11 protein-coding genes are annotated in these 15,955 nt (G+C 70.2%); 9 read left to right on the top strand and 2 right to left on the bottom strand.

Annotation, left to right across the window (positions count from 1 at the left end):
- Positions 1-2: 2 nt before the first annotated feature.
- Genes IFU30_RS05545 through IFU30_RS05530 form a run of 4 tightly spaced genes read left to right on the top strand, consistent with a single transcriptional unit; the run spans position 3 to position 4,807 of the window.
- A complete protein-coding gene (locus tag IFU30_RS05545) occupies positions 3-1,106 on the top strand; it encodes a glycosyltransferase family 4 protein (protein ID WP_192004580.1) in 1,104 nt (367 codons plus the stop codon).
- Positions 1,106-2,455, top strand: a complete 1,350-nt coding sequence (locus IFU30_RS05540) for an oligosaccharide flippase family protein (RefSeq protein ID WP_192004579.1) — start codon at positions 1,106-1,108, stop codon at positions 2,453-2,455. The genes IFU30_RS05545 and IFU30_RS05540 overlap by 1 nt, the downstream gene beginning before the upstream one ends.
- Positions 2,442-3,875 carry a hypothetical protein gene (locus tag IFU30_RS05535; protein ID WP_192004578.1) on the top strand — a complete coding sequence of 478 codons (1,434 nt, stop codon included), beginning with the start codon at positions 2,442-2,444 and terminating at the stop codon, positions 3,873-3,875. Before IFU30_RS05540 ends, IFU30_RS05535 begins: the two co-directional genes overlap by 14 nt.
- Positions 3,872-4,807 (top strand): glycosyltransferase, encoded by a 936-nt coding sequence (locus IFU30_RS05530; protein WP_137242276.1) that lies wholly within the window; start codon positions 3,872-3,874, stop codon positions 4,805-4,807. Before IFU30_RS05535 ends, IFU30_RS05530 begins: the two co-directional genes overlap by 4 nt.
- A gap of 103 nt (positions 4,808-4,910) precedes the next feature.
- Here IFU30_RS05530 and IFU30_RS05525 read toward each other — a convergent pair whose 3' ends face one another.
- Together IFU30_RS05525 and IFU30_RS05520 are read right to left on the bottom strand one after the other, a co-directional pair.
- A complete protein-coding gene (locus IFU30_RS05525; RefSeq protein WP_192004577.1) occupies positions 4,911-10,589 on the bottom strand; it encodes a PKD domain-containing protein in 5,679 nt (1,892 codons plus the stop codon).
- Positions 10,590-10,803: 214 nt separating this feature from the next.
- Entirely contained in the window at positions 10,804-11,442 is a 639-nt protein-coding gene (locus tag IFU30_RS05520; RefSeq protein ID WP_079705119.1) for a hypothetical protein, read from the bottom strand.
- 228 nt (positions 11,443-11,670) lie between these two features.
- Between IFU30_RS05520 and IFU30_RS05515 the strand changes: the two genes are divergently transcribed.
- The 5 genes from IFU30_RS05515 (at position 11,671) to IFU30_RS05495 (ending at position 15,886) form a co-directional block, all read left to right on the top strand.
- Positions 11,671-12,714, top strand: a complete 1,044-nt coding sequence (locus tag IFU30_RS05515; protein ID WP_192004576.1) for a glycosyl transferase — start codon at positions 11,671-11,673, stop codon at positions 12,712-12,714.
- Positions 12,711-13,691, top strand: a complete 981-nt coding sequence (locus IFU30_RS05510) for a glycosyltransferase family 2 protein (protein WP_192004575.1) — start codon at positions 12,711-12,713, stop codon at positions 13,689-13,691. Before IFU30_RS05515 ends, IFU30_RS05510 begins: the two co-directional genes overlap by 4 nt.
- A complete protein-coding gene (locus IFU30_RS05505) occupies positions 13,688-14,410 on the top strand; it encodes a polysaccharide deacetylase family protein (protein WP_192004574.1) in 723 nt (240 codons plus the stop codon). The genes IFU30_RS05510 and IFU30_RS05505 overlap by 4 nt, the downstream gene beginning before the upstream one ends.
- Before the next feature lie 181 nt (positions 14,411-14,591).
- Complete coding sequence (locus tag IFU30_RS05500; RefSeq protein WP_079706219.1) at positions 14,592-15,062, top strand: adenylyltransferase/cytidyltransferase family protein; 471 nt, start codon at positions 14,592-14,594, stop codon at positions 15,060-15,062.
- Positions 15,063-15,163: 101 nt separating this feature from the next.
- Positions 15,164-15,886, top strand: a complete 723-nt coding sequence (locus tag IFU30_RS05495; protein ID WP_192004573.1) for a polysaccharide deacetylase family protein — start codon at positions 15,164-15,166, stop codon at positions 15,884-15,886.
- Positions 15,887-15,955 lie beyond the last annotated feature (69 nt).

Raw genomic sequence — 15,955 nt, 5'->3', positions numbered from 1 at the left:
CGATGCCAACACCCGCTCGCCTGAGCCATCCCCGCGCCAGGCTGTACGAGGTCGTCCGCACCGCGCACCTCGAACGCGCCCGTGAACTGGCGCCTGCGAGCATCGTCTACCGTCGTCGCCGCTACGACTTCGATCCGAGCGTCGCTCCGGGCGTCGAGCTCGTCCAGGCCGAGCCGATGGCCGCAGCACGGCTGCTCGTCCGCTCCGGCGTGACCGCGCTCGAGGTCAACGAGCCGCTCCAACTGTCCTCCGCCATCGCCACGCTCAGCACCCTGCTCGCCCTCGACCTGCGAGGACGCCTCCGGGGAACACGGCCGCTCGTGGTGACGTACGCCATCGAGAACCTCGACCCGATGTCCGCCCGTCCCGCCCGCCTGCGGTCCCGCGTCAAACTCCGGGCGCAGCGATGGGCCGCCGGTCGGGTGTGGCGTCGTCTCGACCGGATCGTCTACGGGACGACGGGGGCCCGCGATCTGCACGCCCGGGTCCTGCCCCTGCGACCCGACCTCGAGTCCACGGTCATCGAAGCCCTGCCCGCGCCCATGCCGGCGCGGAGCGAGGTCGTCCGGGACCCTCTGCAGATCGTCTTCCTCGGGGCCCTCGTCGGGCGGAAGGGATTCCCCCTGCTCGTCGACGCGTGGTCGACCGTCCTGCAGCGCGAACCGCGCGCCTCCCTCGTCATCCTCGGCTCCGGCGAGCTCGAGCCCGCGGCGGCCGCACTCAGCGACCGCCACCCGTCGGTCACCTTCCACCGCGACCCGGCACGCTCCGTGATCTTCGACACCCTCGCCGCGAGCCGCACGCTCGTCCTGCCGTCCCAGCCGCGTCCCGACTGGCGCGAGCAGGTCGGCCTGCCGATCGTCGAGGGCCTCGCCGCCGGCTGCCTCGTGGTGACCACGACGGAGACGGGCATCGCCGGCTGGCTGGACGAGCACGGCCACCGGGTCGTCGAGCCGGGGGACGACGCGGTGGCACTCGCCGAGGCCATCCTCGCGACGATCGCCAGCACCCGGACCCCGGAGGACGTGCTCGCGGACCTTCCCGCCCGTGACGGCCGTCTTGCCGCCGACACCTGGCTGTTCCGTGACGCCGGCGGTGATCGCTGATGGCGCGCGGCAGGGGCGGCATCTGGGCCTCCGTCAGCCAGACGGCCATCGCGAAGATCTTCGTGATGGGGCTCTCCGGCGTCCTCGGCATCTTCACGAGCCGGATGATCATCGAACACTTCGGCTCCGGCGCCTACGCCCAGTACGGGCTGTTGACGAGCCTGCCGGCCCTGCTGCCGTTCGCCGACCTCGGCATCGCCGCCGTCGTCATCAACGCCATCGCCGGATCCGACGACCCGAAGCGCGACCTGCAGGTGCGGCGTTCGATCGTGACGGCGTTCCGGATCCTCACCGTGTCGGGCGCGGTCATCATGCTCGTCGCCATCCTCATCACCGTCCTCGACCTGTGGCCGGCGATCCTCGGCAACGGCCTCGCACCCGACGGCGGCAGCGTCGCGGCGTTCCTCTGCCTCGCGACGTTCGGACTCGTCCTGCCGATGACCGTCGGTCAACGCATCCTCATCGGGGTCGGCAAGACGAGCACCCAGGTCGCGACGCAGGCGATCGCCGCTCCGGCGATCTTCCTCGGCGTGTGGCTCTTCGTCGTCACCGGGTTCGACGGCGGCTCCTTCGTCGCCGTCCTCTCCTACGCCGCGAGCGGGATCGTCGCCGCCGTCTGCCTGGTACTTGCCGCGCGCTCGATCAGCCCGCAGGTCTGGCAGGCGATGAAGGAGGTGCCGAGGCTCCGCAGCGCTCCGGGCGTCCCCGCGTTCGCCCTCGCCTGGCCGATGGTCGTCCAGATGATCGCGTTGCCCATCGCCATGCAGACCGACCGCTTGCTGCTCAGCCACCTGACGACCGGACCGGAACTCGCCCAGTACAACCTCGCGACCCAGCTCTTCGGCCTCGTCATCCAGACGATCGGTGCGGCCGGGCTGGCGCTGTGGCCGATCTACGCGAAGGCGCGGTCCGCGAAGCGCGTCGAATCGCCACTCGTCCCGACGCTGTGGTTCCTCGGCGGCGGGCTCGCCCTCGCGGTCGTCCTCGCGGCGATCTCCCCGTGGATCGCCGGGTTCGTCTCCGACGGCGAGATCACCCTCGGTTGGCCGATCCTCGTCTCCTACGTCGTGTTCGTCGCCCTCCAGGCCGCGAAGTACCCGGTCGGGATGTACATGACGGACGCGAAGGGCCTCCAGTTCCAGGTCCTCCCCATCCTGTTCATGGTGCCGCTCAACCTCGGCCTCTCCTGGGTGCTCATCCCCGTCCTCGGGGCCGCAGGTCCCATCGTCGGATCCGCGGTCGCCGTCGCGATCTGCCAGGTCGTCCCGAACCTCTGGTACGTCCAGCGCGACCTCGCGAAGCGACGCCGGCTCGCTGCGGAAGCGGAGCCCGTCGATGTCGCTCAGTGACCCGAAGACGAACCTGGCCCCGAAGACGAACGCGGGCCCGAAGGCCGCCGCCGTCCCGCGGTGGCGCGCGGCGCGGCCCCGTCCCGCGTCACCCGGCGTCGTCGGAGCACCCGCGGACGAGCGGCTCGAACCGCTCCCCGTCCTCCGACCACCGACCGATCCGACCATGGCGACGGTCCACCGCATCATCGCCATCGTGTTCCTCGTGCTCCTCGGCGCTCGCCTCCAGGTCTTCCAGGGCTTCACCGTGGGCTTCGGTGTGGCCCTGATCCTGCTCCCCCTCTGGGTGGGCGAGCTCCGGAGGTACCGCGGCGGGGTGGTCCTGCTCCTCGGAGGGGTCGCTGCAGCGGTGTCGGGGCTCTGGCTCACGGCCGCCATGGCCGACGACCACCAGACCGGCCAGGGCGTCGCCATCGGCGCGACCATCGTGCTCCTCGGCCCGCTCGTGTCGGTCGCGTGCATCGTCTGGACCCGGACGGTGCTGACGCCGTCGCACATCATCGTGTTCTACGGCCTCGGGCTGCTCGTCCGTGCCGTCATCGCCGGCCCTGGCGGTACCGCCTACATGTCGAACGTGTGGAAGTTCCAGTACTCGGTGCCGTTGACCGTGATCCTGCTCGGACTGGCCCTGGCCACCCGCCGCCGTTGGATCGAGGTCGCCGTCGTGGCCGCGCTCGCAGCCGTGTCGATCCTCAACGACTCGCGGTCGCTGTTCGCGATCCTGCTCCTGACCCTCTGCCTCGTCGCCTGGCAGATGCGCTCCGCCGGCAAGAGCCGCAAGGCGTCGACCGCCCGGGTCATCATCGGGATCGGCATCGCCGCGGCGTTCGTGTTCAACATCGGCCAGGCCCTCCTCCTCGACGGGGTGTTCGGCGCGGAGACCCAGAGCCGCACGGTCGCGCAACTCGACCAGTCGGGATCCATCCTCCTCGGCGGACGACCGGAGCTCGCCGCGACCGCCGCCCTCTTCCTCCACCAGCCGACTGGGTACGGGAGCGGCACCTACGCCTCCCTGAGCGACGTGCTGGTCGCCAAGACCGGCATGGCCTCCATCGGGTACGACCCGAACAACGGCTACGTCGAACGCTTCATGTTCGGGACCGGGTTCGAGGTCCACTCCACCATCGGCGACCTCTGGGTCCGCTTCGGCCTCATCGGGCTCGCCCTGGCCGTGCTGATCGCCTGGCTGACCATCTACGGCCTCGGGCACGGCATCGCACGACGCAACGCGAGCGCTGTCGTCATCTTCCTGGGGGTGCGGACCTGTTGGGACCTCTTCTTCAGTCCGCTCTACAGTTCCGTCCCGACGCTCACCCTGTTCCTGGGGCTCGCCCTCATCCTGAAGGTCGGCACCGACGGCCCGACGGCGGGACGACCCCCGGTCCTCGCGTCCGAGCACCGCCGGGGAGGCACAGCATGACCGGACCCGTGCGTTCACCCGAGCGGATCGGCATCGTCGTCGTGAACTACGGCGACCCCGCACTCCTCGAGCAGAACCTCGCGACCCTGACCCGCGCCGTACCCGGCCTCCGGACCGTCGTCGTCGACAACTACTCCTCCCCTGCCGCACGCGACGCCGTCACGCGGCTCGCCGACGCGGAGCGCTGGGATCTCCTCCTGCCCGACGACAACCTCGGGTTCGGTGCCGGTATGAACCTCGGCGTCGCCCGGGCGATCGGACTCGGCGTCGAGCAGGTGCTGCTCCTCAACCCGGACGCATCCCTCACGCCCGAGGCGCTCGACGTGCTCTCGCATCGTTGCGCTGAGCAGCCGATGACGATGCTCGCTCCGCGGATCGAGCGACCGGACGGCAGCCTCTGGTTCGACGGGGTGGATCTGTACCTGCACGACGGGACGATCCGATCGCGGAGACGACGCGAGGACCACCCAGGGGCAGCCGTGGCGCCCTGGTTGAGCGGCGCCTGTCTCATGCTGAGCGTGGAACTCTGGGCGCGCACCGGCGGCTTCCACGACGCCTACTTCCTCTACTGGGAGGACGTCGACCTGTCGCACCGAGTGGTCGCCGTCGGCGGTTCGCTGGCCGTCGTCGAGGAGGCCACCGCGGTCCACGACGAAGGCGGCACCCACGACCGCTCGGACGCCGCCTCGGCGCGTGCCAAGTCGACGACCTACTACTACTTCAACATCCGGAACCGACTCCTCTACGCGGCCGAGCACCTCCCACCGGCCGAGGTGCGGGCCTGGAGACGCTCGACCATCCCCGTGGCCTGGTCCGTGCTCCTGCAGGGAGGTCGTCGGCAGTTCCTCAGCACCCGCAGCCCGCTCCGTGCGGGTGTCCGCGGGGTCGTCGACGGGCTCCGGCTCTCGAAGGCCGCCGCGCGCGGTCGCTGACGAACACCGTCGCTTCGGTATCGTCCGCGACACCTGGACGCCTCCCCGCACGAACGAACGGCCGGTCATCCCGAATGGCGACCGGCCGTTCATCCGCGGTGGACTAGACCGTCGGCTTGACGAGGTACTCGTCGAACCGGGCGATGATCGGGCCGTTGGTCGCGGTGCCCGAGATGTACTGGTTCAGTCCGACCGTGCCGGCCGCCTGCAGCGCGGCCGTCGAGTCGACGCTCGTCAGCTGCCAGTTCGTCGGTTCGGTCGTGCCGGCCGCCCAGACCTTCGCCCGCACCGTGGTGGGCGAGGTGCCGAACACCTGCAGGCGGACCTGCAGCTGCTGGCCGGGGACGTACACGAGGTCGGCGATGTTGACCGCGGACAGCGTGGTCCCGCCCTGCAGGAGCTGCAGCTGCACCCCGCTGTTCGAGCGGATCCAGACGCGCGCCGCGTAGTTCGCCGAACCGACCTGACGGCCGATCACGGAGACGTAGTTGCCGCCGCCGGTCGGTCCCTGATCGAACGAGACCTTGACGCTGCTGTCGGAACTCGTCTGGCTCACGCCGTTGAGCGTGGTGGCCCGGGTCTGGCCGGCCGGGGTCGTGATCACGGCCTTGCCGTCGGCGAGGCTGAACGCGGACGGGTTGTTCGCCGGTGTCCAGGCGCCACCCGCCTCGGCCGTCCCCCACCCGGCACCGGCCGGACGCTCGAAGGCGTCCTGCGCGGTGGCCGGGGTGACCGGGGGCACGACGACCGTTCCGGCCACGGTGACCTGCTTCTGGGTCACCGCGGTGGCACCGGCGTTGTCGGTCACGGTCAGCGTCACCGTGAAGGTGCCGTCGGCCGCGTACGTGTGGCTCGCGGTCGCTCCGGTGGCGGTGGCCCCGTCTCCGAAGTCCCAGGCGTACGCGGTGACGGTGCCGTCGGTGTCGGTGGATCCCGACCCGTCGGTCGTCAGGGCGAGGCCGGTCACGCTCGTCGTGAAGGCGGCGGTCGGTGCGACGTTCGGCGGCGGCGCCTGCACCGTGACCGTGCTGGTCTTGGTAGCGGAGGCTCCCGCGTTGTCGGTCACGGTGAGCTTCACCGGGTAAGCACCGGCGGCCGCGTAGGCGTGGCTCGTGGTGACACCCGTCCCCGAGGCGCCGTCTCCGAAGTCCCAGACGAAGGACGCGATGGAGCCGTCCGAGTCGGTCGACGTCGAAGCGTCGAAGGAGGCGGTCAGGAACGTCGCCGCCTGCGTGAACGCCGCGGTGGGCGGCACGTTCGCCGGCGGGGCCGTGACCGAGCCGGAGGGCTGCGCGATCAGGTTGCCGAAGCGCGTCACGACGGTGCCGCCGGTGGCGGTCCCCGAGATGTACGAGCGGAGGCTCACCGAGCCGGCCGCCTGCAGCGATGCGGTGCTGTCCGTGGCCGTGAGCTGCCAGGCCGCGGGCTCCGTGGATCCGATCGCCCAGACCTTCGCCTTGAGCTCGGTCGGCGAGGTCCCGACGGCCTGGAAGCGGACCTGCAGCTGGGTGCCGGGCAGGTAGGTCAAGCCGTCGATGTTCACCGCCTTGAGGATCGTGTTGCCGTTCATCAGCTGCAGCTGCACGCCCTGGTTGTTCCGGATCCAGATCCGCGCGGCGTAGTTGTCGGCTCCGACGACGCGGCCCATGACCGAGGCGTAGTTTCCGCCACCGGTGGAGCTCTTGTCGAAGGACAGGCGGACCTGCGTCTCGGTGTCCGTGGCGCCGACCGTGGTCAGCTTGGCGGTCCGGGTCAGGCCGACCGCGGTCGAGATGAGACCGCTGCCACCTGCGACGGAGTAGTTGGACGCCGCATCGAGGGTCCAGGCCCCTCCCACATCGGCGGAACCCCATCCGCCGGTGACCGAGCGGGCGAAGGTGTCCTTCGCCAGCACGGTCGCCGCGGGCGGAGCGACGACGGTTACGGACTGCGAGGTCGTCGTGCTGGCCCCACCGTTGTCGGTGACCGTCAGCGCGAGCGTGTACGTCCCGCCGGCGGCGTAGGCGTGAGCGGCCGTCGCACCGGTGCCGGTCGCGCCGTCACCGAAGTTCCAGGCGTACGAGGCGATGGTGCCGTCCGGGTCGCTCGACGCCGAGCCGTCGACCGTGACCGTGAGGCCCGTCGCGGTCGGCGTGAACGCGGCCACCGGCGGCTGGTTCACGGGGACGGTCGTGACGACCGCCTGGCTCGTCTCTCCGAGGAGCCCCTTGTCGTCGGTCACCGTCAGGTGCACGGTGAACGAGCCGGCGGCGGCGTACGTGTGGCCCGGGTTGACGCCGGTCCCGGTCGTGCCGTCGCCGAAGTCCCAGGCGTACGAGGCGATCGTGCCGTCCGTGTCGACGGAGGCGCTGGCGTCGAACTGGACGCCCAGCGCGTTGACCGCTGCGGTGAACGACGCCGTGGGGGCGACGTTCGGTGCGACGACGGTCGCCGGGTGCTGCAGTGTCCCCGTGCCGCCGCGGTTGTCGGTCACGGTGAGGGTCACCGTGTAGGTTCCGGCTGCCGCGTAGGCGTGGTCGGCCGTCACCCCGGTGCCGGTGGTGCCGTCGCCGAAGTCCCAGGCGTAGGTCGCGATGGTCCCATCGGTGTCGACCGAGCTCGAAGCGTCGAAGTGCGCGGTGAGGTCGGTGTTCGTGACGGCGAAACCGGCGGTCGGAGCGACGTTCGGCAGGATGCCCAGGCCGAGGTCGTGGTGCTGGGTGACCTGCGCCGACGTGAGCGGCTGTGCGTAGACGGCCACCTCGTCGATGCGTCCGCTGAACGTGCCGGCGGTCCCGCCCCACGTCGTGTCGGAGCCCACACGCCAATACCCGGTGTAGTCCTGGGCGCTCGTCTGCGGGTTGGTGCCCTGGAGGACACCGTCGACGTAGAGCTTCATGCCCGCCGAGGACTGCTCGGCCACCACGTGGTGCCAGGCGCCGTCGTTGAACGCGGCGGGCGTCGTGATCGTGTTGGTCTGGCCCGTCCAGGTCCCGAAGGTCAACTGACCGCCGTTCTCCATGTAGACGTGTCGGTCGTAGCCGCCCGATCCGCCCTGCTGGTTGGCGCCGAAACCGATGATCTTCCCGCCGTTGGTGGTCGTGGTGTTGAACCACGCCTCGAGCGCGTAGCTCGTCGGGTTGGAGTAAGCGGTGTCGCTGGCGACACCCGAACCATCGGGACCGAACTGTGCGGAGCGGTTCCCGGCGACGCCGGCGAGCGCACCGTTCTGGTCCTTCGCGACGGCACCGTAGTAGGTCGCCGGGCCGTCGTTCCGGCCGGAGTCCTTCGCCGTGGTGCCGGTCGTCTCATCGAAGCGCCAGTAGGACGTGGGGTCGAGGTTGAACACCGCGGCACCGTATGCGTCGGTGGGAGCGGCCGGGACCGGCGAGGTCCGGCCGGAGGCCACGTAGTGGTTCACGATTGTGTCGCGGTCGAGGACCGTCGGGTAGATCGCGGTGTCGTCGATGGCGCCGGCGAAGTAGTCGCTCGAGCGCGAGCCCGGCCAACCACCGAGGTTGTCGCCGCCGACCCGCCAGTAGCCGGTGAAGTCCTGGCCGCTCGTCGTGTCCGTGCGGCTGTCGAGCTTCTTGCCGTCCACGAACAGCTGCATGCCGTTCGCACCGAGCGTTGCGACGACGTGGTGCCACTCGCCGTCGTTGTAGGCCTTCGAGGACTGCACGGTCCGGACGGAGCCCGGGTAGACGCCGAACATCAGGCGCCCGTCGTTGTTCATGAAGATCATGCGGTCGTAGTTGCCGGAGGTCCCGGTGGAGTTCCCACCGAACCCGAGGATCTTGCCGCCGCGGTCGGTGGTGGTCTTGATCCACGTCTCAGCGGTGAAGGTGTTCGGCGCCTTCTGCGCCGTCGTCGTCGAGGCGGCGCTGTCGCTCGTGCCGGCGAACGTCGTCGCGGTCGTGTTCGAGCCGATGATCGCGCCTGCCGTCCCACGCGTCGTGTTGTTCGTGAGCGTCAGGTCGTCGCCCGTGGCCCAGTCGTAGCCGGCGGTGCCGCTGGCTTCGCCGAGCGGCCAGAACGACGTGGGACCGGACGCGAGGACCGCCTGCGCGTACGCGGACGTCGAGCCGTCGGCGGACACGGTCACCGGGACGTTGTCGCTCATCGTCGAGTTGCCGAGCGGGTCGGTCACCTTGACGCGGTAGTTGACGGTCGTCCCCGGTGCGAGGCCGCTGTCGGTGTACATGAGGTTGCTGACCTTCCAGAAGGTCGAGCGGACGGACTTCGTCATGATCGGCGTGGCCGTCTGGTTGTTGCGGATCAGCTCGTACTTCAGGAGTTCGTTGTCGCGGTCGTTGTTCGTCTTCCAGGAGACGCGCACGGTGCCGCTGGCGAGGGAGATCGCGGTGATGGGGAAGGCGCTCCCCTTGAGCTTCGGACCCTCGAGGTTCGGTGCGACCGCCTTCGTCGCGAACCGGACCAGTCCCTGCTGCGACTTGTTGTTGACGGCGAGGAACTCTCCGCCGTAGACGACGTAGTTCGTGCTCGCGGCGACGCTCCACGGACCCTGGTTCTGGTTGGTCGCGGTACCCGGGGTGAAGTCCGGGAACCAGCTCAGGATGCTCGGCGTCGGCTGACCGGCGTAGTTGTAGTAGCCGTACGGGTCTGCCGTGGCCGTGCCGGTGGTGGTCTTCGAGAACGCCAGTGCGTTCTGGAAGGTCCACGGCTGCGTCTGCGGGAAACCGCCGATGTTCCCGCAGTAGTGCGGGTGGCCGGCGATGTAGACGGCGTCGCCGTGAGAGGCGACCGAGTAGGAGTCGCCGTGGCAGTCCTCGACCCAGTTCATGTCGCCGTTCGCCCAGCCGGCGTTGAAGGCACCCTCGAGGTTGCCGCCCGAACCGAAGACGTAGCCGGTCCCGTAGACGTTGTTCGCGTCGCTCGTGAGCGAGTAGATCGCGGCGTTCGCGCCACCGTTGCGGATGAGGCCGTTGACATTCCACGGGAGGAGCGCGCCGGCGGTCGCGTCCACGGCGCCGAGGCCGTAACCGGGATTGCTGCTGCCGTTGAGTGTCGTGAAGGCGCCACCGAGGATCACCTTGGACTGGTCGGGCGCGATCGCGAGGGCGCGGACGACGCCACCCTCGGTGACGGGAGCCCAGGGCAGGAGAGCACCGGCGTTGGTGAACGCAGCCGCTCCCTTGCGGGTCTGGCCGGCCGCGTTGGTGAAGCCTCCACCCACGTACACGGTGCTGTTCGTGGCCGCGACGCTGTAGCCGATGTAGTTGAGGATCGGAGCGAAGGACTTGAGGGCGCCCGTCGCCGTGTCGAACGCGGCGATGCGCGAGCGGTCCTGCCCGTTGACCTTCGTGAAACTACCGACGACGTAGAGGGTCTTACCGTCCGGCGAGGCCGTCACGGCCTTGACCTCGGCGTTGAGGACCGGAGCGAAGGAGTTGATGAGCACGCCGGTGGTGAGGTCGTAGGCGAGCAGGTAGGTGCGGTCGACCTCGCCGACGCCGGCCGCGTTGCCGGCCGGACGGGCCTTGGTGAAGGTTCCACCCGCGTAGACGGTGTTCCCGACGACGACCTGCGACCACACGGTTTTGTTGATCTGCACCGTGGGAAGCGCGTCCGCCGAGACGGTCGACGCCTCGCCTGCGCCCTGGGGGACCGTGTCGGCCACCGCCGGAGCCGCCGTGGCGGTGAACGTGAGGAGCGCGGCGAACACCGCACCGATCACGCCGAGTGCCAGGGGCTTCTTCAGCTTGGACGGGACGCCGCGGGCGTCGTTGCGGCTCGGCGCGTGCGCGCTCGGTCGATCCTGGGATCGCAGAAATCTGGACACGGGTTCTCGGGTTTCGCTGGAGGCGGGCTCGGGGCGCGACAGGGCTCCGCGGACGGGCCGAGGGATGCGATCGTGTTTCGGATCCACGATCGCCGGCCAGGTGCAGGGGTGCCTCGCTCGTGAACCATAACGCGGGGGGCATCAGGGGCGTCACCCCCAAAACAGGTCCGATTTCCCGGGGATCCTGCGGGGGTCAGCGTGGATCCGGATCGGGTCAGCGGGGAGCGGTGACCTGGAACACGGCGGCGGGGACGCCGGCCTGGTAGTCGACGATGATCGTGACGTCGTCCCGCTGCTCGACGGGCACCGTGTACACGAACGTCGCGGTGGCGGTGTCCCCCGCCGCGACCTCCGACTCGAAGGGCACAGCACCGGGTTCGGTGAGGGGCTCCGCGGGCACGCGGTCGGCTCCGGAGTACGCGGTGACCACGACGGTGCTGAGGTCGATGCTCGCATCACTGTCGTTCACGATCGTGACCGTGAACCGGACCGCCGGTCCCGCGGTCTCACCGGGTGCGTTCGCCTCACCGTCGACGGCCTCGAGCGCGCCCAGGCTGACGGTCACGCCGCTGACGATCTCGACCGGTGCGTCGCCGGCGACCGGGTCGCGCTCGGGAAGTGCTTCGGCCGGGTCGGTGATGATCGGACTCGGCGTAGGGGTGCCCGTGATGGCCGGCGGATTCACGACGTCGCCGGTGCCGACACGGTTGGCGTTCACCGCGAACACCACGACCACGGCCACCACCGCGACGACGACCGCTGCGAGCACCGAGATGACGACCGCCCGGCGTCGGCGCCTCGGGTCGGGCGTGCTCGACGTGGGGATCTGCTGCTCTGCTGCCGGCTCGCTCACGCCCGTACCTCTCCTCGACGACGGCCACCCGGCGCTCGATGCCCCGAGTGTACTGCCTCGGCTCCGTGCGCAGCCTCGTCCGGCTCGCGACCTCGGCTGCCGCTCATGTCACAATGGCTCACACCACCCGACGCCTCCCCGATCTCGCAGCGGACCCTCGGATGCCGGAAGGCTCCGACGAACGCCGAGCGCGACCGATGCACCCGAGCACCGACCCCTGGAGGGTTCATGAGCGGACACCTGACCGTCCTGCAGCAGTTCCCCGTGCCACGCCCGACGACGAACCCCTATCTCGTGATGCTTGCCGACCACCTCCGCGCGGTCCCCGGGGTCTCGGTTCAGAACTTCAGCTGGAGGGGCGCGCTCCTCGGGCGGTACGACGCGTTCCACATCCACTGGCCCGAGATCCTCGTGTCGGGACACACCCCGCTGAAGCAGTTTCTCCGTCAGTGCCTCACCGTGCTGCTCGTCATCCGGCTCGCGATCACCCGGACCCCGATCGTCAGGACGGTACACAACGTCGAACTCCCGCAGGGCATCTCGCGGGTCGAGGTCGCGCTGCTCCGCTTCATCGACCGACGCACGGACTTCCGGATCACGCTCAACGAGACGACGACCCTGCCCGAGAACCAACCGTCCCTCCTGATCCCCCACGGCCACTACCGTGAATGGTTCGCCCGTCACCCGCGCGCGGCACAGCAGGACGGTCGGTTCGGCTACTTCGGCCTCATCCGCCGCTACAAGGGTGTCGAGACCCTCATCGAGGCGTTCCGATCCGCGGCGGCCACGACCCGAGGACTCTCGCTCCGCGTCGGCGGCAAACCGTCGACCACCGAACTCGCCGACACCCTGACCGCGCTCGCGGGCGAGGGAGACGACGTCCTCCTCGACCTCCACTTCCTCGGTGACGACGAACTCGTGGACATCGCGACCTCGTCGGAGCTCGTGGTCCTCCCGTACCGATTCATGCACAACTCCGGCAGCACCCTCGCCGCCCTGTCACTGGACCGCCCGGTGCTCGTGCCGGACAACGCCGTGAACCGACTCCTCGAAGCCGAGGTCGGGCCCGGCTGGGTGCATCGGTTCTCCGGTGAGCTCGACGCCGAGGCACTGCTCTCGGCGATGGAGCACGTCCGCGCCTCGGCTCGCGGCCCGGTGACGTTCATCGACCGCGATTGGGACCTCGGAGCCGCACGACACGTCGAGGCCTACCGACGAGCGATCGCCGCGCGACGCGGAACTCCGGCGCCCACGGTCAGGGCCGCGCGATGACCGAGTCGTCCGCCGGCAGGCCCGACGCCCGCACGGCCGAGGTCCGCCTCGTCGTCGGCATCCTCACCTTCCGACGCCCGGCGACCCTCGCCGCGAGCCTGCCGAAGGTGCTGGAGCAGACCCGGTGGCTCCGCGACGCCGACGAGTCCGTCGTGAGCACCGAGGTCCTCGTGATCGACAACGACCCCGCGGCGAGCGCCCGGGAGGTCGCCGGTTCGACGCCCGGCGTCCGCTACGTGGTGGAACCCACACCGGGCATCGCGGCGGCACGGAACCGCGCGCTCTCGGAGGCGGACCAGGCGGAGCTCCTCGTCTTCATCGACGACGACGAGGAACCGGGCGAGCACTGGCTGCTCCCGATCGTCGAGACGTGGCGGGAGACGGGCGCTGCGGCGGTCATGGGCCGCGTGCAGTCGCACCTGCCGGAGGGCACCGACCCGTGGGTCGTCGCGGGTGGGTTCTTCGACCGCGTGCAGCGCACGACGGGCACCGTCATCGGCGAGGCCGCGGCGGGCAACCTGCTCCTGGACCTCGATCAGGTGCGGGCACTCGGCGTGCGGTTCGAGTCGAAGCTCGAACTGGGCGGTGGTGAGGACACGCTCTTCAGCAAACACCTCGTCCGGCGGGGTGGGCGGATCGTCTGGTGCAACGAGTCCGTCACCCACGACTTCGTCGAACGGGACCGCGCGACGAAGCGCTGGGCGTTGCAGCGCGCGTGGAGCCATGGCAACACCAGGATCACGGTGGAGCGGTACTTCGCGGCAGGACGTCGTGACCGGACACGGATCCGCGTCGTCGCGGCGGTCGGCGGTGCCGCTCGGGCCGCGGTCGGTGTGGCACGTTCCGTGTTCGGAACGCTCACCGGCTCGCTCCATCACCGGGCGCGTGGCGCGCGAGCCATCCGGAAGGGCGGCGGCATGTTCGTCGGCGCCTTCGGCGTGGTCTTCCGGGAGTATGCGCGGGACGAGCGGTCATGAGCAGTCTCGGAGCACGACTCAAGGATCGCGTGAAGCGGTCACTGCCGGTCCTGGGCTCGATCATCGAGGTCGAGACGGCCACCCCGACCGTCGTGTTGACCTACGACGACGGTCCGCATCCGGTCGGCACGGACGGCGTCCTCCGATCCCTCGCCGACGCCGGGGCGACCGCCACGTTCTTCGTCCTGCTGAGCAGCGCTCGCCGTCACCCGGAGCTCATCCCGCGGATCACCGCGGAGGGGCACGAGATCGCGTTGCACGGTGTCGACCACCGTCGTCTCACGGCGTTCACCGCCGAGGAGGTCACCCGTCGCACCGTCGACGCGAAGCACGAGCTCGAGGACCTCGCCGGCACGCCCATCCGATGGTTCCGGCCGCCGTACGGCGCGCAACATCTCGCGACCTGGCGCGCCATCCGTCGGGCCGGTCTCGAATCCGTCCTCTGGTCGGCGACCACCTGGGACGCACGTGCGGTGGCCTCCGAGAAGCGCGTCGCCCACGCCCTGTCCGACTGCCGCCCCGGCACGATCCTGCTGGCGCACGACGCCTTCGCCGGCCCGGCCGACGGTGTCGACGACGGGGCCGAGCCCGAGGTCGACCGTGGGGCGCTCATCGCGACCCTGCTCACCGAGTTCCGGGCGCGCGGCTGGGTCGGTCGGTCCCTCGCCGATGCGCTCGTGCAGGGGCGCCCGGTGAAGAGCGCCGTCTTCTCCTCCTGACACTCGGCAGAGCTGCGCGGGGATCGCCCCTGCGCCCCGTCCGGGTGCCACTCGAAAGTGGACTCGGCAAGCGCTGATGACCCTCATAGGCTCGCAAGAGGCCCGATGGATGTGCCGAATGCCGGAGTCGATCCCGACGGCCCCGTGCGCACACCACCACGAGCATGCCAGGGGGCAGACCATGACGGATCGCAGTGCAGTCGGACGCGTCGGCTACGCAGCAGGCGCCTTCGACCTCTTCCACGTCGGGCACCTGAACATCCTCCGTCACGCCAAGAGCGCGTGCGACTACCTCATCGCCGGGGTCGTCTCAGACGAACTGCTGCGCACCCGCAAGCGCATCGAGCCCATCGTCCCACTGACTGAGCGTCTCGAGATCGTCCGCCACATCGGCTTCGTCGACGAGGCCGTCGAGGAGACTTGGGAGGACAAGCTCCAGGCGTGGGAAGCGCTCCGGTTCGACATCTTCTTCAAGGGCGACGACTGGCGCGGGACCGCCGAGGGCCTCCGGCTCGAGGCGGAGTTCGCCAAGGTCGGCGTCGAGGTCGTCTACTTCCCGTACACGATGAGCACCTCGAGCACGGCACTCCGCCGTGCACTCGCCCAGCTCGAGGAGCAGCGCGAGCTCGACACGACGCTCGTCCAGGCCTGACACCCGAGCTCCCGCGGTCCGCCCCGCCGCCGCGGCCGCGCTCCCGTTCGCCACGACAGCGAGGTACTGTTGGACGGATCGACTCACAGGGCGGTGGACACATGACGAAGGCTCGGCAGGCGCTGCTCGCACGCCTCACCGGTTCACTCCCCGTCCACGGTTCGATCGTCGGTGTCGCCACCGAGGAGCGCACGGTCGTCATGACCTACGGCGACGGTCCGAGCCCCGACGGCACGCCAGGGGTCCTCGACGCCCTCGCCGAGGCCGGCGCGACCGCCACGTTCTTCGTCCTCGTCGGCCGCGCGCGGAAGTACCCGGAACTCCTCGAACGCATCGTCGCAGGTGGGCATGAGCTCGCCCTGCACGGCGACGACCACGTACGCCTCACCGACTTCTCCGAGGAGGTCGCCTACCGGCGCACCCTCGCGGCGAAACAGGAGCTGGAGCAGTTGAGCGGCCAGTCGATCGAGTGGTTCCGGCCGCCCTACGGCTCACAGAGCATCGAGACGTGGCAGGCCGTCAAACGAGCCGGTCTGCAGACGGTGCTCTGGACGGCGACCGCCTGGGACGTCAAGGACGTCGGCGAGCACGAGCGCGTCGCCCACGCCGTTCGGCACTGCCACCAGGGCTCGATCCTGCTCGCCCACGACGGCTTCGCGGGCCCGGCCGACGGCGTCGACGACGGTCCGGAGCCCGAGGTCGACCGCGGCGCGCTCGCAGCCGAGCTGCTGAGCGGCTTCGCCCGCGAGGGTCTCGTCGGCCGGTCGCTCGGCGAGGCCCTGCGCGTGGGCAAGGCCGTCCGCCGGGCACACTTCACGGAGTGATCGCCCCCGGTCCCTGAACCGACTCCGGTCCCTGAACCGACCCCGGTCCCTGAACCGACCCCGGTCCCT

The sequence above is a fragment of the Plantibacter sp. CFBP 8798 genome (assembly GCF_014841195.1).
Taxonomy (GTDB): Bacteria; Actinomycetota; Actinomycetes; order Actinomycetales; family Microbacteriaceae; genus Plantibacter; species Plantibacter auratus.
The sequence above is the reverse complement of the archived record's forward strand: the minus strand, read 5'-3'. Positions and strand labels throughout refer to the sequence as shown.